The organism is Streptomyces sp. NPDC093149, from assembly GCF_044754145.1.
Lineage (GTDB): Bacteria > Actinomycetota > Actinomycetes > Streptomycetales > Streptomycetaceae > Streptomyces.
In genome coordinates this window covers 1-20,933 of record NZ_JBIVON010000018.1, presented here as the reverse complement: position 1 = coordinate 20,933, position 20,933 = coordinate 1, and the positions used below count along the sequence as shown (strand labels likewise).

14 protein-coding genes are annotated in these 20,933 nt (G+C 71.4%); 8 read left to right on the top strand and 6 right to left on the bottom strand.

The window, feature by feature from the left end; translation table 11 throughout:
- Positions 1-31 precede the first annotated feature (31 nt).
- Positions 32-4,849, top strand: coding sequence for a hypothetical protein (locus ACIQCZ_RS35200; RefSeq protein ID WP_402288827.1), 4,818 nt, complete (start codon positions 32-34; stop codon positions 4,847-4,849).
- 223 nt (positions 4,850-5,072) lie between these two features.
- Here the strand turns inward: ACIQCZ_RS35200 and ACIQCZ_RS35195 are convergent, their stop codons facing one another.
- Positions 5,073-5,525, bottom strand: coding sequence for a hypothetical protein (locus ACIQCZ_RS35195; protein WP_402288825.1), 453 nt, complete (start codon positions 5,523-5,525; stop codon positions 5,073-5,075).
- Between the two features lie 429 nt (positions 5,526-5,954).
- Between ACIQCZ_RS35195 and ACIQCZ_RS35190 the strand changes: the two genes are divergently transcribed.
- From ACIQCZ_RS35190 to ACIQCZ_RS35175, 4 genes are read left to right on the top strand one after another with little or no spacing between them, the layout of a single operon-like run.
- A complete protein-coding gene (locus ACIQCZ_RS35190) occupies positions 5,955-8,909 on the top strand; it encodes a nitrate- and nitrite sensing domain-containing protein (RefSeq protein ID WP_402288823.1) in 2,955 nt (984 codons plus the stop codon).
- Positions 8,906-9,349, top strand: a complete 444-nt coding sequence (locus ACIQCZ_RS35185; protein ID WP_402288820.1) for a roadblock/LC7 domain-containing protein — start codon at positions 8,906-8,908, stop codon at positions 9,347-9,349. The genes ACIQCZ_RS35190 and ACIQCZ_RS35185 overlap by 4 nt, the downstream gene beginning before the upstream one ends.
- A 9-nt stretch (positions 9,350-9,358) precedes the next feature.
- Positions 9,359-9,781 carry a DUF742 domain-containing protein gene (locus tag ACIQCZ_RS35180; RefSeq protein WP_351083770.1) on the top strand — a complete coding sequence of 141 codons (423 nt, stop codon included), beginning with the start codon at positions 9,359-9,361 and terminating at the stop codon, positions 9,779-9,781.
- Positions 9,762-10,367, top strand: a complete 606-nt coding sequence (locus tag ACIQCZ_RS35175; protein ID WP_351083773.1) for an ATP/GTP-binding protein — start codon at positions 9,762-9,764, stop codon at positions 10,365-10,367. The genes ACIQCZ_RS35180 and ACIQCZ_RS35175 overlap by 20 nt, the downstream gene beginning before the upstream one ends.
- A 457-nt stretch (positions 10,368-10,824) precedes the next feature.
- Here ACIQCZ_RS35175 and ACIQCZ_RS35170 read toward each other — a convergent pair whose 3' ends face one another.
- Both ACIQCZ_RS35170 and ACIQCZ_RS35165 read right to left on the bottom strand, forming a co-directional pair.
- Complete coding sequence (locus ACIQCZ_RS35170) at positions 10,825-11,172, bottom strand: Mpo1-like protein (protein WP_376281694.1); 348 nt, start codon at positions 11,170-11,172, stop codon at positions 10,825-10,827.
- Between the two features lie 105 nt (positions 11,173-11,277).
- Positions 11,278-12,084: a M15 family metallopeptidase gene (locus ACIQCZ_RS35165; protein WP_402288816.1), complete on the bottom strand. Its 807-nt coding sequence runs from the start codon at positions 12,082-12,084 to the stop codon at positions 11,278-11,280.
- A gap of 57 nt (positions 12,085-12,141) precedes the next feature.
- Between ACIQCZ_RS35165 and ACIQCZ_RS35160 the strand changes: the two genes are divergently transcribed.
- Positions 12,142-12,684: an NUDIX domain-containing protein gene (locus ACIQCZ_RS35160; RefSeq protein WP_402288814.1), complete on the top strand. Its 543-nt coding sequence runs from the start codon at positions 12,142-12,144 to the stop codon at positions 12,682-12,684.
- Between the two features lie 33 nt (positions 12,685-12,717).
- On the opposite strand, the gene ACIQCZ_RS35155 is transcribed toward ACIQCZ_RS35160, so the two are convergent.
- The gene (locus ACIQCZ_RS35155; RefSeq protein WP_402288811.1) at positions 12,718-15,069 is read right to left on the bottom strand and encodes a glycoside hydrolase family 31 protein; all 2,352 of its coding nucleotides are present in this window, start codon (positions 15,067-15,069) and stop codon (positions 12,718-12,720) included.
- 222 nt (positions 15,070-15,291) lie between these two features.
- Here ACIQCZ_RS35155 and ACIQCZ_RS35150 point away from each other — a divergent pair, with 222 nt between their 5' ends.
- Positions 15,292-17,268 carry an acetoacetate--CoA ligase gene (locus ACIQCZ_RS35150; RefSeq protein ID WP_402288809.1) on the top strand — a complete coding sequence of 659 codons (1,977 nt, stop codon included), beginning with the start codon at positions 15,292-15,294 and terminating at the stop codon, positions 17,266-17,268.
- Positions 17,269-17,335: 67 nt separating this feature from the next.
- Entirely contained in the window at positions 17,336-18,262 is a 927-nt protein-coding gene (locus ACIQCZ_RS35145) for a hypothetical protein (RefSeq protein ID WP_402288807.1), read from the top strand.
- A 61-nt stretch (positions 18,263-18,323) separates the two neighbouring features.
- Here the strand turns inward: ACIQCZ_RS35145 and ptsP are convergent, their stop codons facing one another.
- Together ptsP and ACIQCZ_RS35135 are read right to left on the bottom strand one after the other, a co-directional pair.
- Positions 18,324-19,994, bottom strand: a complete 1,671-nt coding sequence (gene ptsP / locus ACIQCZ_RS35140) for a phosphoenolpyruvate--protein phosphotransferase (protein ID WP_402288805.1) — start codon at positions 19,992-19,994, stop codon at positions 18,324-18,326.
- A gap of 76 nt (positions 19,995-20,070) precedes the next feature.
- Positions 20,071-20,520, bottom strand: coding sequence for a PTS glucose transporter subunit IIA (locus tag ACIQCZ_RS35135; RefSeq protein WP_402288803.1), 450 nt, complete (start codon positions 20,518-20,520; stop codon positions 20,071-20,073).
- Positions 20,521-20,933 lie beyond the last annotated feature (413 nt).

Genomic DNA, 20,933 nt, shown 5'->3' with positions numbered 1-20,933 from the left:
CCCGCTCCCTGAACGACGAGAGTCCGCCGCCATGTACGAGCTGTCCCGGGTCCGCCTCTACTCCATCGGGCCTGCCGGCGCGCGCTATGCCGACACCGTGCTCGACCTGCGCGGAGTGGGCGAACCCGTGCCCAACCCCGCCCCGGCCCAGGCGGAGTTCTTCGAGGAGGAGCCGGTCGGCCCGCCGCGCCGCCCCGCCCCCGCCGGGGTGCTCTTCCTGGAGAACGGCGGCGGGAAGTCGGTGCTGCTGAAGCTGATCTTCTCGGTGATGCTGCCAGGCCACCGCAACACCCTGGGCGGCGCCAGCTCCGGTGTGCTGCGCAAGTTCCTGCTCGCCGACGACTGCGGGCATGTCGCCCTGGAATGGCAGCACACCCTCACCGGCGAATGCGTGGTCGTCGGCAAGGTCAGCGAGTGGCGTGGACGCCAGGTCTCCAACGACCCCAGGAAGTTCGCCGAGGCCTGGTACTCCTTCCGCCCCGGGCCCGGACTCAGCCTGGACTCCCTGCCGGTCGCCGAGGCCACCTCCGTGCACCGCCCGGTCGAAGGCGTCTCCGGCGCACAGGGCCGACGGCGGACGATGAAGGGCTTCCGCGACGCCCTGACCGAGGCCGGCAAGTTCTACCAGCACCTCGATGTCCACTGGGAGGAGATCCACGACCGCTGGAACGAGCACCTCGGCGACCTCGGACTCGACCCCGAACTCTTCCGCTACCAGCGAGAGATGAACGCCGACGAGGGCGAGGCGGCCGGCCTCTTCGCGGTCAAGAAGGACTCCGACTTCACCGACCTGCTGCTCCGCGCCGTCACCGACACCCGCGACACGGACGGCCTCGCCGACCTGGTGAGCGGCTTCGGCAACAAGCTGGGCCGCCGGGCGGAGCTGACCGCGGAGCGCGACTTCACCGCGGGCTCGGTCGATCTGCTCGGCCGGATCGTGGAGGCCACCGCCACTCGTTCCCGTGCCAGGGACATCCACGCGGGGGCCGAACGCCGCACCCGTACGCTCGCCCGCAGGCTCTCCGCCCGCGCGGGCCAGGAGCGCGGCCGGACCGCCGAACTGGCCCAGCAGGTGACGGCCGCCGCGCACACCGTCACCACGGCCGAGGAGGCCCGCAGCCGCAGCGCCCTGATCGCCGCCGAACTGGCCTACCGGCACGCCTCGCTGGCCCTGACCGCGGCGGAGAAGGGCGCGGCCGCCCAGCGTCGCGAGCTGGGTGACGCCCGCACGCTGCACTCCGCCTGGCAGGCCGCCGAGGCCGTGCTGCGCCACCGCGCCGCCGCCGACCGGTCCGCGCGGGTCGCCGTCGCCATCCGCGAGGCCGAGCGGGACGCCGCGCCCGCGCTCGCCGCCCGGGCAGAGGCCGCCGCCGATCTCGTACGGGCCCTGCACACCGCGGCGGAGGCCGGTGAGCAACTGGCCAACGAGGAGGAGGAGCGCTCCGGCACTCTCCAGGCCGTGGGCGAGACCGCCCACCGCGACGCCACCACCGCCGCCACCGAGGCCCAGCGCGCCCGCAGCGAGGCGGGACATCTGCGCCAGCGCCTCGCCGAGGTCGAGCAGGAGACGGCGCAGGCGGTACGGGCCGGCTGGCTCGACGACACCGCGCCGGACGCCGACCCGGCGCGCGCCGCCCTCGCCGCGAGCGACGCCGAGCAGTCCGCCGTCGCCGCATGGGACACCGCCAGGGAAGCCGCCCGCGCTGCGGCCGATCTGGCCAGGGAGGCAACCGCCGCCGAGAGCCGCACCGAACTCGCCGCCGCCCGCGCCGCCGACGCCGCACAGGCCGCGGAACAGTCGTACGAGGCCGAGCTCAACGCAGCCGAGTCCCTCGCATCCGACCACCGCCTGGCCGACCTGCTCGGCCTGCCCTGCGCGCAGGGAACCGGCGTGCCCCGGCCCCGTGGCGCGGCGGCCGGCACGGAGACGGACCCCGACGCCCCGTACGGCCGGGGAACGGACACCGCCCCGACCGGGCCCGCCGCCACCGCCGCCACCGAGCAGGGGGGTCGGACAGGGCAGCCCGCCCACGGCACGCACACCGTCACGGCCGAACAGCCCGACGCCCACCAACAGCCTCTCACCGCCCAGGAGTTCGACCGCAGCGCCGACGAATTGCGGGAGCTCCTGGATCAGGGCATCGCCTCGGCCGAGCGCCGCCTCTTCGAACTGCGCACCGCAGCCGCCGACGACTCCCGCATCCTCGGCGCACTCGGCGACGGCGGACTGCTGCCGCCCGGCCCCGATGTCCTCGCCACGGTCGAGTACCTCGGCGAGCACGGCATCCCGGCCCTGCCCGGCTGGCGTTACCTCGCCCAGGCCGTCGACCCCGCCGACCACGCCTCCGTACTCGCCGCCCGCCCCGAACTCGTCGACGGTGTGGTCATCACCGACCCCGACTCGCACGCCCGCGCCCGCGACGTCCTGAGCGGCGCCGCCCTGCTGCCGCGGTCCGCCGTCGCCGTGGGCACCGCCGCCGCACTGCTCGCACCCGTCCCGCCGACCGGAGCGGGCTCGGCCGCGAGCACCGAAGGGGTGTTCCTCGTCCCGCCGAACCCGGCGATGCACGACGAACACGCGGCCGACGAGGAGCGGCAGGCCCTCAGGAGCAGGGCCGCCGCTCGCGACGAGGACATCCGGATCCTCGCGGCCCGCCTGGCCGGTGACCGCTCCCTCGCCGCCCGTATCGGGTCCTGGCGTGCCGACTGCCCTCCGGGCATGCTGGCCGAGCTGGCCGAGGCCGCGGACACCGCCCGTGAGGCCGCCGAGTCCGCAGAGGCCGCCCTCGCCGAGGCCCGTACCGTGCGGGCCGAGGCCGACGAGGCCGCCGCGGACACCGCCCGTGTCCGTGAGGAACGCCAGGAGGCCGCCCAGCGCGCACGCCGCGCGGCCGATGCCCTCGCGGGCCTCGCCTTCCGGCTCCGCGAACGCGCGGGCTGGCAGGCGAAACTGCGTGAACTGGTCGACGAGGCGGCCGAGTCCGAGGCCCGTGCCACGGTCTGCCTGGAGCGGGCCCGTGCCGCCGACGAGGACCGCAGGGCCGCCCAGCGCGCCGCCGACGACGCCCGGCGCACCGCCCGTGCGCTGCGTGCCGAACGCGCCGAGATCGCGGGCGCGCCGGAGCACCTCCCGGAGCCCGTGGGCGACACCCCGCGCCCCGCACTTCCGGCACTGCGGGAGGCGTACCGGGCCGCGTCCCAGCTGTACGAGAAGGTGGGCGTGGGCGCCGATCTGCGCGCCGAGCAGGCCCGTGCGGAGAGCGACGAGAGCGCCGCCCTTGCCGAGCTGGACCGGCTCACCAACAAGGTCCGCACCCGGGCGGCCCAGCTTCTCGAAGGCACGGACGGCGCCGACGGCCCGTCCCGGCAGGCCGCAGCCGCCCGCGCCGAGTCCCTGGTCCACCTGCTGGAGACCAGGGCCTCCACCGCGAGCGAGCAGTTGGGCCGCCTGCGCGGCGAGGCCGAGCGCCTGGCCCCGGTCGACGGCGAGACCCATCACACCGAACTCCCCGACGAACTGGTCCCGGCCGACGCCGAGCAGGCCCAGAACCTCCTGCGCACCGCCACGGCCGAACTGGCCTCCGCCACCGCGGCCCTGGACACCGCGCGCGCCGCCCACGCCGAGCTGCTGCACGCCCACCGCACCGCCGAGGACTCGGCAGGCGGCTTCGACGAGACCGCGGCACTTCTGCGCGACCTCCTCAGGGACCACGGCGCGGACGACGACACCGAGGCCCCCGAGCCCTACCCGGGCAGCCTCGACGAGGCCCGGCAGTCGGCCGCCGAGGCCCGCCGTTCGCTGCGCGGCTGCGCCGCCGACCTGTCCGCGGCCGAGAGCGCCGTGAGGGAAGCGAGCGACGTCCTCGTACGGCACGCCAACTCCACCCGCTACGAACAGGTCCGTACGCCCGCCCGGCAGCAGATCCGCGAGCTGCCGGCCGCGGCGCTGCCCGAGCACGCCGAGAAGTGGGCGGCGGCCTTCGCGCCCCGGCTGCGCGTCCTCACCGACGAGCTGGCCCAGTTGGAGCGCAATCGCGACTCCATCGTCGACCGGCTCCGCGGCCTCGTGGAGTCCGCGCTCACCACCCTCCGCTCCGCCCAGCGGCTCTCCCAGCTCCCCGAAGGACTGGGGGAGTGGTCGGGCCAGGAGTTCCTCCGGATCCGTTTCGAGGAACCCGACCAGGCGACGCTCACCGAACGGCTCGGCGAGGTCATCGACGAGGCCACCCGCGCCGCCCTGAAGAAGAACTCCGATCTGCGCAGGGACGGCATGTCGCTCCTGCTGCGCGGTGTGCAGGCGGCACTGGAACCCAGGGGCATCGCCGTGGAGATCCTCAAGCCGGACGCGGTGCTCCGTGCCGAACGCGTCCCGGTCGGTCAGATGGGCGATGTCTTCTCCGGCGGCCAGCTGCTCACCGCCGCCATCGCCCTGTACTGCACGATGGCCGCGCTGCGCAGCAACGACCGGGGCCGTGACCGGCACCAGCACCGGCACGCGGGCACGCTGTTCCTGGACAATCCCATCGGCCGTGCCAATGCCACCTATCTGTTGGAGCTCCAGCGCGCGGTGTCGGACGCCCTCGGCGTGCAGCTGCTCTACACGACCGGGCTGTTCGACACCACGGCACTCGCCGAGTTCCCGCTGGTCATCCGCTTGCGCAACGACGCGGACCTACGGGCCGGGCTGAAGTACATCAGCGTGGAGGAGCACCTGCGTCCCGGGCTGCCGCAGCAGGACCCGAACGGTGGGACGGTGCACGGCGAGATCACCGCCACCCGCATGTTCAAGCGCTCGACGACACCGCCCGAGAGCGCCCGGATCCCCTCCCCGGGTCCGTCCGACGAGTGAGCACGACGAGCAGGCGCGAAACGAGCACGACGAGCCGGCACCACGAGACAGGCGCGGGGAACGGGCGCGGCGGGTGAGCACGGTGGGCAGGAGCTAGGAACAGGGACACCTTGCGGCGCCCGTCCCTCGATGACACCCCGCCGGGGTCCGGACCTCTCCGCCGGACAGGGCCCGGAGCCCGCCGAGCACCGGTGACCCTGTCCGGCGGGCAGGGCCGATGTCCTCAGGCCCGCGAGAGGCTGCCCGCGCCCCGGCGGCGTATCCGGCCTTCCTCACGCTGTGCGGTCCGCGCCGCCCGGCGGGCTCTGCGGCGCTCTCGGCGCAACTGCCGCGCCGAACTGCTCGGCATGGACACCACGCCATTGCGTTGATTCCAGACCTGCCGGGTGATCCAGACGTCCAGCACCGACCAGGTTGCCACCACCGTGCTGCCCACGCTGCTCAGCACCATCGGAAAGGCCAGCCAGGAGCCCGTCAGCGTGCAGAGGAACGCCACCATGGCCTGGATGATCGTCAGCGACATGATGAGTACGGCACGCACGGCGGCGGTACGGACCGGGTCCGGCATCCGCCGCCGCGTCGCAGGCTCCTCCACCCAGAGTTGCCGCCGCTGGCGCGGGATATTCGCCCCGACGGCCGCCGCCGGGGCCGTCGTCGCGGCCGGTGCCGACGGCACCGGTCTCCGACGCTCTTCCGTGTCCAAGGAACCTCAACTCCCCACCGCTGTCCGACCTCAGGGTTGCTGCCCGGCATGTGTCGTTTCTACGCGAGCGGATCGGACCATCCTGCCCCGGGCACTTCCCGTGTTGTCCCTGCCCCGTACAGAGAGACGAGTGAACAGCCGTGAAGATTCCCACGAACCGTCATCGAGCGAAGAATTCCAGCCAACTGCCCCGCCGGGCAACGTGAAGCTCTGACAGGTCTCTTCTGTCGCTTTCGTGAATTTCATTGCCCGGAATACCGGGACAACTCATGATCGACGCCGAGGAGCGCGGCTGAAAATCGTCCGGACATCTCTTCGGGTTGTCTCTCTGTCGGTAGTAGGCTCGCGCCGTTTGTTGACGGAACACGACCCCCGCCCCGTGGGGTCGGGCTGGGGGAGGCCATGCGCTTTCGCGGGAAGTCCATCCGCAGGAAGATCGTGGCGCTGCTCCTGGTGCCGCTCGTCTCCCTCACCGGGCTCTGGGGTTTCGCCACCTTCCTGACGGGCCGTGAGGCCGGCCACCTGATGAGTGCGAGCACTGTCGTGGAGAAGGTCGGTCATCCTCTGGAGGACACCGTCCGGGCGATTCAGGACGAGCGCCGTCAGACTCTCGTCTTCCTCGCCGATCCCCGGGCCTCCGACGCCCTCCCCCTCCTGCAGCGCCGACGCACGAACACCGACCGTGTCGTCGCGGACGTCCGGGACAGTGCACGGCAGCGGGACATTCGCGACGCGCTGCGACCCGAGGACGAAACGCAGCTGAACTCGGTGCTCGGCACGGTCGAGGGTCTGGGTGCGCTCCGCGAATCGGTCGACAAACGCACCATCGACCGCCTGAAGGCAATGGAGTTCTACGACCGGCTCATAGATCCCTGCTACCGCTTTCTGACCGGTCTCCGCACGATGGAGAACGTGTCGATGGACAAGCAGGTCCGTGCGCTGGTCGGCATCTCACGAGCCCGCGAAATGCTCTCCCGCGAGGACGCCCTGGTCGCGTCTGCACTCATCGCCGGGCGGCTGACCGGCTCCGAACTGCGCCAGATCTCCGACCTCGTCGCCAATCGCAAGCTGCTCTACGAGATCAACGGCGAGATGCTGCCCGCGTCGGAGCGCCGACGCGTGGAGCAGTACTGGGCGAGCCCGGACAGCGAAGCGCTGAGGACCACGGAGAACACCCTCATCGCCGCCGGTCCCACCGACGAACCACGTGCGGTCGACGCCGAGCGTTGGCAGGAAGTGGCACCCCCGGTCCTGGACCGGCTGGCCAACGACTCCACCGAACTGAACAACCGCTTCCAGGACCGTGGGAAGCCGGCCGGCTACAGCGTTCTGATCAAGGCCGGGATCGCGGGCGTCCTCGGCTTCCTTGCCCTGCTCGCCTCGGTGTTCGTCTCCGTGCGCATCGGCCGGGAGCTCATCCGCGACCTCTCCCGGCTCCGCAAGGACGCCCATGAGGTCTCCGGGATACGGCTGCCGAGCGTGATGCGCAGGCTCGCCGCGGGCGAACAGGTCGACGTCGAGACCGAAGCACCGCACCTGCAGTACGAGCGCGACGAGATCGGCCAGGTCGGCCAGGCCCTCAACACCCTGCAGCGGGCCGCTGTCGAAGCCGCGGTCAAGCAGGCGGAGATGCGGCGCGGGGTGTCCGAGGTCTTCGTCAACCTCGCCCGCCGCAACCAGGTGCTCCTGCATCGGCAGCTGACGCTCCTGGACGCGATGGAGCGCCGCACCGAGAACACGGACGAACTCGCGGACCTCTTCCGTCTCGACCACCTGACCACCCGTATGCGGCGCCACGCCGAGGGTCTGGTGATCCTCTCCGGTGCCGCACCCTCCCGTCAGTGGCGCAAACCGATCCAGCTGATGGACGTGGTACGGGCGGCGGTCGCCGAGGTTGAGGACTACGAACGGATCGAGGTCCGTCGGCTCCCCCGCATCGGAGTGGGCGGCCCCGCCGTCGCCGACCTCACCCATCTGATCGCCGAACTCCTGGAGAACGCCACCGTGTTCTCGCCCCCGCACACCGCGGTCCAGGTGCACGGTGAACGCGTCGCCAACGGCTTCACGCTGGAGATCCACGACCGTGGTCTCGGCATGCCCGCCGACGTCCTCCTCGACGCCAACCTGAGGCTCGCCGAGACCCCCGAGTTCGAACTCTCCGACACCGACCGGCTGGGCCTCTTCGTGGTCAGCCGCCTCGCCCAGCGGCAGAACGTCCGTGTCTCGCTGCAGAAGTCCCCGTACGGCGGCACGACCGCCGTCGTCTTCATCCCTGCGGCGCTGCTCACGGACGCCCCGGAGACGCACGGCACCGGATTCCGCCTCGACCGCCGGTCCGAGAAGGCGATCGGCGGTGGTGCGCGGGCAGCCGGTCAGGGACCGGGAAGCGACAAGGACCGCAGGGACGGGGGGCCGGACCGTCGGGCCAACGCCAGGCCTTCCGGTCTCGCCCCCGTCCCCACCGGCCTCGTCGACCCGGCCCTCCTGGACGGCCCGGTCGAGCTCGAAGGGCCCGTGGGAGCAATGGGCTTCGAGAACGACCCGGTGCTCGACGCGGGTCTGGCCCCCCTGCTGCGCGGTGCTTCCGACCTCGACGACACCGAGAGCGAACGCGGCGGAATCTTCCGCGCCCGCGATCTGCGGCGCGACGGTGATCGCGAGCAGCACCAGCAGGCCTCCGACCAGGTGGGGGAACCGGCGGCCGGTGCACGGGCGAAGCAGCCCGTCGGCCCGGTGCCGCTGCCGCGCCGCAAACCTCCGACGCTGGTCACCGAGAACGGCCGCCGGGTCGACGGGGCGGGCCGCTCCCATGCGCCGAGCGCCGAGCGCGATCCCGCACCCGGCCCGGCCGACGCCGACGGCCCCGCTGCCGACACCGGGGTCAGGCCCGTGGCCGCCGGTCCCAGGCGCCCCGCGGCCGGAACCGGCGGGTCCACCGAGCCGCGACACCCCACAGGACCCCGGCAGCCCACCGGCTTCCGGAAACCCAGCGAGCCGGGCGCACCGCCGCGGTCCGTTCCACCGGCCGAGCCCGGTGCACCCGCAGAGCCCGACTCACCCACCGACCCCGCGCCCCCGGCGGCCCCGGGCCCGGCCCGCGAGACCGTGGGCGGCCTGCCGCGGCGCATCCGGCAGGCCAGCCTCGCCCCGCAGCTTCGCGAGGTCACCGGTGGCCGTGACACGGAGCCGACCGGAACGGAATCGGCTCAGGACTTCGAACGGGACGCGGACGAGGTACGCAGCCGCATGGCTTCGCTCCAGCGCGGCTGGCAGCGCGGCCGTCGGCAGAACGCCGAGGACGTGACCGGTCCCGGTGACACAGCACAAGGAACCACTTCGGGAGGGGACGGTCGATGACCGCACCGAACGCCGCAGCACCCGACGCCGCACGCCGGGGCTCAGGCCAGCTCAACTGGCTCCTCGACGAACTCGTCGAGCGCGTCGCCAGCATCCACAAGGCGCTGGTGCTCTCCAGCGACGGCCTCGCCACCGGAACGTCCAAGGACCTGACCCGCGAGGACAGCGAGCATCTGGCGGCCGTCGCCTCCGGATTCCACAGCCTCGCCAAGGGTGTGGGGCGCCACTTCGACGCGGGCCGGGTCCGCCAGACCGTCGTGGAGCTCGACGAGGCGTTCCTCTTCGTCACGGCGGCCGGTGACGGCAGCTGTCTCGCCGTGCTCGCCGACGCCGACTCCGACGTCGGTCTGGTGGCCTACGAGATGACGCTGATGGTGAAGCGCGTCGGTGCCCACCTGGCCAACGCACCCCGGACCACCGGTCAGTCCGCCGGGGGGTGAGTGGACGGCATGAGCGCTGACTCCTCCAGATCACCGGCCACGCCGACGGACCCGCAGGCCTCGCGCTGGTACGACGCCGACGCCGGGCCGGTGGTCCGTCCGTACGCGATGACCCGGGGCCGTACCAGCAGCGCCTCCCGCCATCGGCTCGACCTGATCGCGGTCGTCGTCCCCGAACCCGCGGCCGACGACCCCGGCCGGGACCAGACGCTCTCCCCGGAACACGTGGAGATCGTCGAACTCTGCAGCGACATGCCCCAGTCGATAGCCGAGCTCGCGGCCGGCCTGGATCTCCCCGTCGGAGTGGTCCGGGTACTGGTCGGCGATCTCGTCGAGGACGAGCTGGTGCACGTAACCCGTCCCGTTCCACCGGCCGAACTGCCGGACGTGAACATTCTTCGCGAGGTGATCAATGGCCTTCGGGCGCTCTAGCCGCAACAGGCGGCCCGTGGAGCCCGTTACCCTGAAAATCCTGGTGGCGGGCGGCTTCGGAGTGGGCAAGACGACTCTGGTCGGCGCGGTCAGCGAGATCAGGCCGCTGCGCACGGAGGAGAGACTCAGCGAGGCGGGCCGTCCGGTGGACGACCTGGCGGGTGTGGAGGCGAAGACCACGACCACTGTCGCCATGGACTTCGGCCGGATCACGCTCCGCGAGGACCTGGTGCTCTACCTCTTCGGTACCCCGGGGCAGGACCGGTTCTGGTTCCTGTGGGACGAACTGGCCCAGGGTGCGCTGGGGGCGGTCGTGCTCGCCGACACCAGGCGACTGGAGGACTGCTTCGCGGCGGTCGACTACTTCGAGCGCCGCGCGATCCCGTTCACCGTCGCCGTCAACTGCTTCGAGGGGGCCGACACGTTCCCCATCGAGACGGTACAAGCGGCACTGGACCTCGATCCGGAGGTACCGGTGGTCATGTGCGACGCACGCGACCGCTCCTCCGCACGGGACGTACTCGTGACGGTCGTCGAGCACGCGGTGGCCCGCGCGGAGCGGCCTCGCGAGCCCGCGACGACCTAGGACGTGTTTTGAAAGTCCCGCCTGCCAGGCGGCGTCCGGCACGCACGCTCGCTGCGTTGTCGGGCTCGCCCCGATACGACGAGTATCGGGGCGGCCCTCCGCCTTGCGATCGCACGCATCAGACGCCGCCTGGCCCGCCCTGCGGGCGGACGACACGCATTCGGCCACAACGCGGTCAACGCGGCCCGCACCCCCGCCGACCGGGGTGCGGGCCGCGCGTCGTTTCCTGACCGGGCATGGATTTTTCACCCGGGGTGATGGCCCGTCAAGACAGTGGGCAGCACGGGCGCTGCGGGCAGCGGCCGTCCCTGTACGTACGGGACCGTGTCACGCCGCAAGAACGGCACGTCGACCGCCGGCCCGCGCACCGAAGCCGCGTCAGAAGGCGTCCTGACATGGAAAGAAGACCGGCGAGCCGACCCCGACACCCCTGACGCAACGTCATGAAGTCATTGGATCAGCGGTTGTCGGCAAGCCACTTGGCCGCGATCTCCGCCAGCTCCCGGTCGCGGCCCGCCAGCATCATCCGGATCATCTGCACGTCGCCACGCAGTGACCACGCGGGATGCCCGAAGGTGGCCGGATTGTTCTTCTCGATCAGGAAGTGGGCGGGCCAGGCGGTCCCGTACCCGATCAGCGGCAGAGCGGCCGCGTACCTCCGGCGTCCCCGCGCCAGGCCGTAGGCGGTGATCGCGAGTCCGGTGAGAGTGCCCGTCAGATGGACCCAGCGGGTCGCGGCCCTGGAGTGCATCGCGACGTAGTAGGGCCAGAACTCTTCATATGAATCGAACGTCTGCTGTGACATACGGGCACCGTAATGGCTCACATGGCCACCGGAAACGGTCGATCCGTGCCCGAGTGGGGGAACGGGTGGCCGGAACCCGCAGAGGCCACCCGTTCCCCCTCTCCGTCAGTGCCCCGCGACGGACCTCCGGGCCACGGGGAAGTCGAAGTACGTGTCAGGGAACAGTTCGGGCTTGAAGGTGTAGTGCCACCATTCCTCGGCCAGATTCACGAAGCCGGCGTCGGTCAGCGTCTTCTTCAGGAACTGCCGATTGGCTCGCTGGGACCCCTGGACACGCGGGTCATCGGTGTGGGAGAGCGTGTCGAAGCAGTCGAAACCCGTGCCCATGTCCACGGAATTGTCCGGGAAGCGGTCGGCCTGAGGCGCGTAACAGGGCACCTGCTTCCCTCCCGGCAGGTACGGTCCCGTCGGTGCGGCGGGCAGTTTCACCACCGTCAGGTCCACCGTGCTGCCACGGCTGTGCCCGGACTTCTCGGCGATGTAACCGTCGGCGAACAGCCGCGACTTGTCGACCCGGGGATAGAACTCGCCCTTCATCGTCTCGTCGCCGAGATCCTTCGCCCACCGCACGAAGTGGTCGACCGCCCGCTGCGGCCGGTAACAGTCGTACACCTTCAACGAGTAGCCCTGGTGCAGCAGGCGGGTCTGGGCGTGGTGCAGGGCCAGGGCCGCGGGCCGGGTCAGGATGCAGAGCGGTTGGCGGTAGCCGTCCACCGGCACGCCCATGAAGTTGTGCGAGGTGGGGTAACGCATCTCCTGGATGATCGTCGGATCCACCGAGCGCAGTGCGACGAATTCCCCGGGCGCTTTCGGCTCGGGATCCGCCTGCGCGGCGGGGGCGGTGGCCGTGACGGCGAGCAGAGCGGCGGCAGCGGCCGCCAGGGCACGGAGAGCGGAAGCGATACCTGTCATGAGCACATAATCCAGCAATGCGGGGCCACCCGGCGGGCGATCCGGTACAGTCCGCGCGTGTCCGACCCCACGAGCAACTCCGAGAAGCCGGTCAAGGACTCCCACTGCGGGAGCTGCGGAGCGCCGTACGCCGCTTCGACGTCCCCCACCACCTGGCCCCGCACCTGCGCCGTCTGCGGCGACACGGCCTACCGCAACCCGTTGCCGGTCGCCGTGGCCCTGCTTCCCGTCACCGACCGGGACGGCACCGGACTCGTCACCGTCATCCGTGCCATCCCGCCCCGACGCGGCGGAATCGCCCTTCCCGGCGGCTTCATCGACCACGACGAGGACTGGAGGCACGCCGTCGTACGTGAACTCCGTGAGGAGACCGGCATCGAGGCCGACGAACAGGACGTCCGCCTCGCCGACGCCCTCAGCGCCCCGGACGGCCACCTGCTCCTCTTCGGCCTGCTCCCGGAGCGGCCCGCAGCCGAGCTCCCACCCTCCGGGCCGACCGAGGAGACGAGCGGCTTCCGACTGCTCCGCGCACCCACCGAACTCGCCTTCCCGCTGCACACCCTGGCTGCCCGCACCTGGTTCGAGGGCGGATACCACTGACCGGCCTGCCTCCTCGCCGCACGACTGCCCGGCCTACAAGCCGCGTACGCGCACCGGGCGGTCCACCGGTCCCTCCTCGCCGTCCCGCTCCACCAGAACCTTCCCGTCCACCAGCCGCGACGTGTACCGCTCGACCTCCACCCGCTCCCAGCCGTCACCCGCGTCCCGGACCACCGGACCGCCCCCGCTGCGCCCCGCGGCCGGAGCCCACACCTCCAGTTCCACATCCCCGTCCGCACCCCGCACCGGCAGCACCGAACCGGCCCGCGCCAGCACCGGCACCCGTGACAGCGGAGCATCGAGCAACACCTGACCGGGCCCCTCGTACACCTCACCCGTCGCCGTGTCGTACCAACGCCCACGCGGCAACCGCACCGCCCGGCGATCCACGCCGGGCTCCAGCACCGGCGCCACGAGCAGCGCGTCCCCCAGCAAGAAGGCGTCCTCGCACTCCCGCAACGCCCGCTCCCCGGGCGCCCGCCACCAGAGCGGTCGCACATACGGGGCACCGGTCAGCCGGGCCAGCTGCGCCAGCGTCACGAAATACGGACGAAGCCGCTCCCGTTCCTCCAGCGCGGCCCGCGCGTGCTCAAGCACCCGCGGGCCGAACTCCCACGGCTCCCGCCGCCCCGCGTCGATCGCCGCATGGGTACGGAACAGTGGCAGATACGCACCGAGCTGGAACCACCGCAGATACAACTCGGGCGACGGCGACCCGTCGAACCCGCCGATGTCCGGCCCCGAATACGGGACCCCGCACAGCCCCAGCCCCAGCACCAGCGCCAGCGAGGCCCGAAGTCCGGGCCAGCCGGTCCTCACATCACCGGACCAGGTGCCCCCGTACCGCTGCATCCCGGCCCAGCCGGAACGCGAGAACAGAAACGGACGTGTCTCCGGCCGCAGCCGACGAAGCCCTTCGTGCCCGGCACGCGCCATCGCGAGACCGTAGACGTTGTGGGCCTCGCGGTGATCGCCCCCGCGGCCCTCCAGACAATGCCGCGCCGACCGCGGCAGCGTGGGATCCCCGAACGCCGCGAACGACACCGGCTCGTTCATGTCGTGCCACACCCCGGAGAACCCTTGCGCGAGCCGCTCCTCGTACAGGCCGCCCCACCATTCCCGCACCCGCGGATCGGTGAAGTCCGGATACACGCACTCACCCGGCCACACCTCCCCGCGCACCACCCGGCCCCGGGCGTCCCGGACGAACGCGCCACCGCTGCCGACCGCCGTACCCGTGTCGAACACCGGGTTCCCCGGCTCCGCCTTCACCGCGGGATCGACGATCGACACCAGCCGCACCCCGTCCTCACGCAATTCCTTGGCCAGCCCCGGCAGATCGGGAAAGCGCTCACGGTCGACGGTGAAGACCCGATGCGCGTCGTAGTGGTCGATGTCCAGATGCAGCGCGGACAGCGGCAGCCCCCGCTCCCGGTACCCCGCGACGATCCGTCGGACCTCCCGTTCGCTCCCGAACCCCCAACGAGCATGCTGCGGTCCCAACGCCCAGGACGGCGGCAGTGCCGGCGCACCCGTGAGCGCCGTCCAGCTCTGCAGCACCCGTGCCGGAGTACCGGCCATCACCCAACAGCGCAGGGGCCCCCCGTCCATCCGTACCTCACACATCCCCGGCCGGTCATGGCCGGATCCCGCACCCTCCTCGCCCTCCCGCAGCTTCACCTTCCCCGACCAGGTGTTGTCGTGGAACACCAGATGCGTCCCCGCGTCGGAGACCACCAACTGCACCGGCATCGTCAGATACAGCGGATCGTCGTCCGGACCGAAGCGCCCGCCCGGATCGGTGTTCCACAGCGCGTACACCCCGTCGCGCAGCCGAGGCCCGGACGCCCGTCCGCCGAGCCCGAAGAACCGGGCGTCCGCGGGCACCTCGGAACGCTGGACCCACCGCGCGTCTCCACCCGCGACCGGCTCCCACCAGCGCGGCGGCAGCTCGCGCCGGAGCACCACCCCGCCAGGCGTACGCAGCTCCACGGCCCCGTGCCGCGACACCGCGACGGTCAGCCGCTCGGACACCACCTGCCAGCCACCGTCCTTGTCCGGCTCCAGTCCGGCCCGCGGATCCGCCTCGGGCTCCGCACCGGCCAGTGCGTACGACGGCAACGGCTCCGCCCCGTCCCAGCCCCAGAACACCGCACCGCCCACCGACACCCGGACCCGCAGCTCCGAACGCGCGAATCGCACCACACCCCCGCCCGGCTCCGGTTGTGCCTCCACCACCAGGCCCGGCACCCTGGCCCGCTCCGCACCGCGCCGCGGCAGTGCCCGCGCATCCGCGTTCCGGCGGCGCCAGGAGGCGCGCACCGTGCGCAGCCCCTGCACCGAACCGACCATCTTCACCGAGCGCACCAGGTCACGACCGTCCATGCAGCTCACCCTGCCATCCGACGGGGCGGGTGCGGGCTTCGTTCAACTTCCGTTCACCCGTGGCCGGACCACATATCCGGACACGCGACCATGGGTGGTGAACCCTGGTGCGAAAGACGATCACATGGCATCGTCCGTAAAAGCCGCCTCACGCGCACACCCCAGCACGTGTGCGCGGACCCACGCCCACCCCGCGTATCCGTACAGCCAGGGAGCCGCCCCATGACCGCAGCAGCCAACGAAGCCCCCCTCTGGCAGCCCGGCCCCGACCGCATCGCGGCCGCGGCCGTCACCCGCTTCCAGAGCTGGGCGGCCGAGCGGTACGGAGCACCGGCCGATGGCGGCTACCCGGCCCTGCACCGCTGGTCGGTCGACGAACTCGACACCTTCTGGCAGGCCGTCGCCGACTGGTTCGACGTACGCTTCTCCACCCCGTACGAGTCCGTCCTCGGCAACCGCACCATGCCCGGCGCCCAATGGTTCCCCGGCGCCACCCTCAACTACGCCGAACACGCCCTGCGCACCGCGGAAGACCCCCTGCGCGCCGACGCCCCGGCCCTGCTCCACGTCGACGAGACCCACACCCAGGCCGCCGTCTCGTGGTCCGAACTCCGCCGCCGGGTCGGATCGCTCGCCGCCGAACTCCGCGCTCTCGGCGTCACACCGGGCGACCGCGTCAGCGCGTACGTCCCCAACATCCCCCAGGCCGTCGTCGCCTTCCTCGCCACCGCGGCCGTCGGCGGCGTCTGGACGTCCTGCGCCCCCGACTTCGGCGCCCGCAGCGTCCTCGACCGCTTCCAGCAGGTCGAACCCGTCGTCCTCTTCACCGTCGACGGCTACCGCTACGGCGGCAAGGAGCACGACCGCACCGAAACGGTCGCCGAGCTGCGCCGCGAACTGCCCACCCTGCGTGCCGTCGTCCACATTCCGCTGCTGGGCACCGAGGCCCCGGAGGGCGCCCTCGAATGGTCCGCCCTCACCGCCGCGGACACCGCGCCCGTCTTCGAACAGGTCCCCTTCGACCATCCACTGTGGGTGCTGTACTCCTCCGGGACCACCGGGCTCCCGAAGGCGATCGTCCAGTCCCAGGGCGGCATCCTGCTGGAACACTTCAAGCAGATCGGACTGCACTGCGACCTCGGCCCCGACGACCGGTTCTTCTGGTACACCTCCACCGGCTGGATGATGTGGAACTTCCTCGTCTCGGGCCTGCTCACCGGAACCACTCTCGTCCTGTACGACGGAAGCCCCGGCTACCCGGACGTCAGCGCCCAGTGGCGCGTCGCCGAACAGACCGGAACAACCCTCTTCGGCACCTCCGCCGCCTACGTTATGGCTTGCCGCAAGGCCGATATCCACCCGGGCCGCGACTTCGACCTCTCACGCATCCAATGCGTGGCCACCACCGGATCCCCGCTCCCGCCCGACGGATTCCGCTGGCTCCACGACGAAGTCGCGGACGACCTCTGGATCGCCTCCGTCAGCGGCGGGACGGACGTCTGCAGTTGCTTCGCCGGCGCGGTCCCCACCCTGCCGGTGCACATCGGCGAACTCCAGGCCCCCTGCCTCGGTACGGACCTGCGGTCCTGGGACCCCGCGGGCAAGCCACTCGTCGGAGAGGTGGGCGAGCTCGTCGTCACCGCCCCCATGCCCTCCATGCCGATCCGCTTCTGGAACGACCCCGACGGCAGCCGCTACCACGACAGCTACTTCGACATGTACCCCGGCGTCTGGCGCCACGGAGACTGGATCACGCTCACCGAGCACGGCTCGGTCGTCATCCACGGCCGTTCCGACTCCACGCTCAACCGCCAGGGCGTACGGATGGGCTCCGCGGACATCTACGAAGCGGTCGAGCGGCTTCCCGAGATCCGGGAATCCCTCGTCATCGGCATCGAGGAACCCGACGGCGGCTACTGGATGCCGCTCTTCGTCCACCTCGCCGACGGCGCCGCACTCGACGACGACCTGCGCGACAGCATCAAGCGGACCATCCGTGAGAACCTCTCCCCGCGCCATGTTCCGGACGAGGTCATCGAGGTCCCCGGCATCCCGCACACCCTCACCGGCAAGCGCATCGAGGTTCCGGTCAAACGACTTCTCCAAGGCACGGCGCTGGCCAAGGCGGTCAATCCCGGCTCGATCGACAACCTCGAACTCCTCCACTTCTATGAGGACCTCGCCCGCAAGCGTCACTGACCGACCGCGTTGTCAGTGCCCGTGATTACTCTGAGTGAGCAATGATCGACAGCGCACTGGGGGAATCATGGCGCGAACCAGGAACACCAAGCACATCACGACCAGCGGTTCCAGCCCGTCGGGCACATCCATGCGACGCACGCTGCGCCGCGAAGCACCGAGCACCGTCGGCCTCCTGGCCGACGAGCAGGACTTCGCGGCGATGCAGCGCTACCGCACCTTCACCTTCGACGACCACACCGTCTATCTGCGGCAGGTCGAGGGCCTGCTCAAGACCCTCGCCGCACAGGGGATGCACACCACGGTCGCTCTTTTCGACCCGGAGGAGTACGCGGAGTTCTGCAGCGAGTCGGGAATCGCTCCCGACGCCCCCGCCAGCCGCAGCCGCTTCACCGCCGAAATCGCCTCGGCCGGTGCCACTGTCGCGTACACCGGACAGGCCATCGACAGCCTGATCCCGCTCCTGGTCGGCCGAGCCGTCCGCCGGGCGACCTGGGAGTACGCCACGATGCTGCTGGCCGAACTCGGCGAATGCGCGGACTGCGGCCAGGACATCGGCCGCGCCGCCTTCGACCGGGCCTCCCACCTCCTGCTGCGCATGCTGGAGGCGGCCGGACCGGGTACCCACCACCTCGTCTGCAGCACCCCCACCGAGAACGAACACCTGCTCGCCGTCCTGCACACCGAGCGCGACACCGCCGGGCCCGCCCGCCTCGAATCCGCGGAGGGAACGGAGTTCGTCACGGTGCTCGCCGTCGGCATCGCCCTCGAAAAGCCCGGGGGAGTCGTACTCCGCACGAGCAGGGCCGGCACCGACGACCGGGTACACGGCTGGCGGCTGGTCGGCGGCAGCCTGACCCCGCTCACGGCCGGCGAGGTGTTCAGCGCCTACTGCACCGACGCCGACACCGGCGAACCCGTCGCCCCGGAGTCGCGGGTTGAGTACTGCGCGGGCTTCGACCTCGGTGCCGATGAACCGGAGCCGCACCGCTGACCGGCCGAGGGGGCTCCCCGCCATGCGGCAGGAAGCCCCCTCCACCCCGGACGACGCAGGACTACTCGCCCGACAGCACCGCTTGAGCCGCCATCCGCGCCTCTTCGGCGGAGTCCGTCGCGCGCGCGGCAGAGGCGGCACGCTCGCACTGAGCGAGTGTGTACTTCGCCAGCGTGGCACGGACATAGGGAATGGACGCCGCCCCCATCGACAGCGACGTCACACCGAGCCCCGTCAGAACACAGGCGAGCAGCGGATCGGAGGCGGCCTCACCACAGACACCACAGCTCTTGCCCTCGGCCGCGGCCGCCTGCGCCGACAGTGCCACCAGGTCGAGCAGCGCGGGCTGCCACGGATCCTGCAGCCGGGACACCGCACCCACCTGCCGATCGGCGGCAAAGGTGTACTGGGCCAGGTCATTGGTGCCCAGCGAGAGGAACTCCACTTCCCGGAGGATCGAGCGCGCGCGCAGAGCGGCGGACGGGATCTCCACCATCGCACCGAACTTCGCACCCAGCCCGGCCTCACGACAGGCGTCGGCGAAGGCCTTCGCGTCCGCACGGTCCGCCACCATCGGGGCCATGACCTCGAGGTGCACGGGCAGGCCCTCGGCCGCCTTCGCCAGCGCGGTCAGCTGGGTCCGCAGCACATCGGGGTGGTCCAGCAGAGTCCGCAGCCCGCGCACACCCAGAGCGGGGTTCGGTTCGTCCGCCGGGGTCAGGAAGTCCAGCGGCTTGTCGGCGCCGGCGTCCAGGACCCGCACCACGACACGTCCCTCGGGAAATGCCTCGAGGACCGCGCGGTAGGCGGCGACCTGCTTCTCCTCGGACGGCGCCCGCTCGCTGTCGTCCAGAAAGAGAAACTCGGTACGGAACAGTCCCACGCCCTCCGCACCGGCCTCGACCGCCGCCGGCACATCGCCCGGCCCGCCCACATTGGCGAGCAGCGGGATCTTGTGACCGTCCGAAGTCGCACCCGGGCCGGTAGAAGCGGACAGCACGGCCTTGCGGGCCGCAGCGGCGGTCTCCATCTCCGCCCGCTTCTCGGCGCTGGGCTCGACGAAGATCTCACCCGTGCTGCCGTCCACCGCGATGACCGTGCCCTCGGCCAGCTCACCGGCGCCGGGGAGCGCCACCACGGCAGGCACCCCGAGTGCTCGCGCCAGAATCGCGCTGTGGCTGGTGGGCCCGCCCTCCTCGGTCACGAAGCCGAGCACCAGTGCCGGGTCCAGGAGCGCCGTATCGGCGGGCGCGAGATCCCGCGCGATGAGCACGTAGGGCTCGTCGCTGTCCGGCACACCGGGCATCGGCACGCCGAGCAGTCGGGCCACGATCCGGTTGCGCACGTCGTCGAGGTCGGCGACGCGCCCCGCCAGGTACTCCCCGGCGTTGGCCAGCAGCGCCCGGTAGGAGGCGAAGGCGTCGTACACGCCGCGCTCGGCGCTGCTGCCGACGGCAATACGCCGCTCGACATCAGCCATGAGCTCGGGGTCCTGGGCCATCATGGCCTGGGCCTCCAGTACGTGCTGAGCCTCGCCACCGGCGAGATTGCCGCGTGCGATCAGGTCGGCCGCCACGGCCTCCACCGCCTGGCGAGCGCGCCCCTGCTCACGCTCCGCGTCCTCGGCCGGGATCTGCTTGGCCGGCGGTTCGAGTACCGCCGTACCCATATGACGCACCTCGCCGATCGCCACTCCGTGGCTCACACCGACGCCTCGCAGCGTTGTCTCCATGTCACCCGTCTCCGGTCGTGCGGCGGTCCCTGCCCCCGCGATGGATATCCAGTCGGCTGTCACTGTGCCGAGCCCGTCACTGCCAGCCGAACAGTGTGTCACCGAGCTTCACGTCGCCGCCCTCGCGGACGTCGGAGAGGGAATCAGCGGTGGCTTCCAGTGCGACGATCGGGCACACGGGAGACTTTCCGAGCGCCTCGACGCCCGCGGGGTCCCACCGCACGATGCCCTGACCGCGGGTGACCGTGTCCCCCTTGTTCACGAGCAGCTCGAAGCCCTCGCCATTGAGCTGAACGGTGTCGATGCCGAGGTGCACGAGCACGCCGTGCCCGTGCTCGTCCACGACGACGAACGCGTGCGGGTGAAGGGAGACGACGATGCCGTCGACGGGCGAGACCGCCTCGGACGGCTCACGTACGGGATCGATGGCGGTTCCAGGCCCCACCATCGCGCCGGAGAAGACCGGGTCCGGTACGGCGGCGAGCCCGATGGCACGTCCGGCAAGGGGGGACGTCACAGTGGTCATGGGGAACCTCCCAGGGGTGGAGCTCGAATGACGCCGTCACGCCTTGCGGACGACGCCGTGCTGTTCAGCAGAGTAGGTCATGGGAAGTTCCGGTTCCGCCCGAGTCCTGACGGTTCGCGACCTTAGAAGAGCACCGGAAAGGATTTGCCTCGACTCCCTGAGGCCTGTACTGTCGTACCCCTGCCTGGCCCCACTACGACTTCATGTCGGGGGTCGGTGGCGACTTTCAAGACCCGAATCCAAACCCGGATCGGCACCCGCATGCCTGCAGGTGGTTGGTCAAGGGAATGAAAAAGGCCTGATAGAGTCGGACTCGCCGGAAAGGGAAACGCGAAAGCGTGGAACTGGAAAGCGGCCCCGCTTCGACCGGGAATCGGACACGAAAGAGTCTGATAGAGTCGGAAACGCAAGAC

Bases quoted from the DNA above. Each gene is read 5' to 3' on its own strand.
- ACIQCZ_RS35200 (WP_402288827.1), top strand. From the start codon at position 32: ATGTACGAGCTGTCCCGGGTCCGCCTCTACTCCATCGGGCCTGCCGGC.
- ACIQCZ_RS35165 (WP_402288816.1), bottom strand. From the start codon at position 12,084: ATGACAGGTATCGCTTCCGCTCTCCGTGCCCTGGCGGCCGCTGCCGCC.
- ACIQCZ_RS35185 (WP_402288820.1), top strand. From the start codon at position 8,906: ATGACCGCACCGAACGCCGCAGCACCCGACGCCGCACGCCGGGGCTCA.
- ACIQCZ_RS35155 (WP_402288811.1), bottom strand. From the start codon at position 15,069: ATGGACGGTCGTGACCTGGTGCGCTCGGTGAAGATGGTCGGTTCGGTG.
- ACIQCZ_RS35190 (WP_402288823.1), top strand. From the start codon at position 5,955: ATGCGCTTTCGCGGGAAGTCCATCCGCAGGAAGATCGTGGCGCTGCTC.
- ACIQCZ_RS35180 (WP_351083770.1), top strand. From the start codon at position 9,359: ATGAGCGCTGACTCCTCCAGATCACCGGCCACGCCGACGGACCCGCAG.
- ACIQCZ_RS35150 (WP_402288809.1), top strand. From the start codon at position 15,292: ATGACCGCAGCAGCCAACGAAGCCCCCCTCTGGCAGCCCGGCCCCGAC.
- ACIQCZ_RS35175 (WP_351083773.1), top strand. From the start codon at position 9,762: ATGGCCTTCGGGCGCTCTAGCCGCAACAGGCGGCCCGTGGAGCCCGTT.
- ACIQCZ_RS35135 (WP_402288803.1), bottom strand. From the start codon at position 20,520: ATGACCACTGTGACGTCCCCCCTTGCCGGACGTGCCATCGGGCTCGCC.
- ptsP (WP_402288805.1), bottom strand. From the start codon at position 19,994: ATGGAGACAACGCTGCGAGGCGTCGGTGTGAGCCACGGAGTGGCGATC.
- ACIQCZ_RS35145 (WP_402288807.1), top strand. From the start codon at position 17,336: ATGGCGCGAACCAGGAACACCAAGCACATCACGACCAGCGGTTCCAGC.
- ACIQCZ_RS35170 (WP_376281694.1), bottom strand. From the start codon at position 11,172: ATGTCACAGCAGACGTTCGATTCATATGAAGAGTTCTGGCCCTACTAC.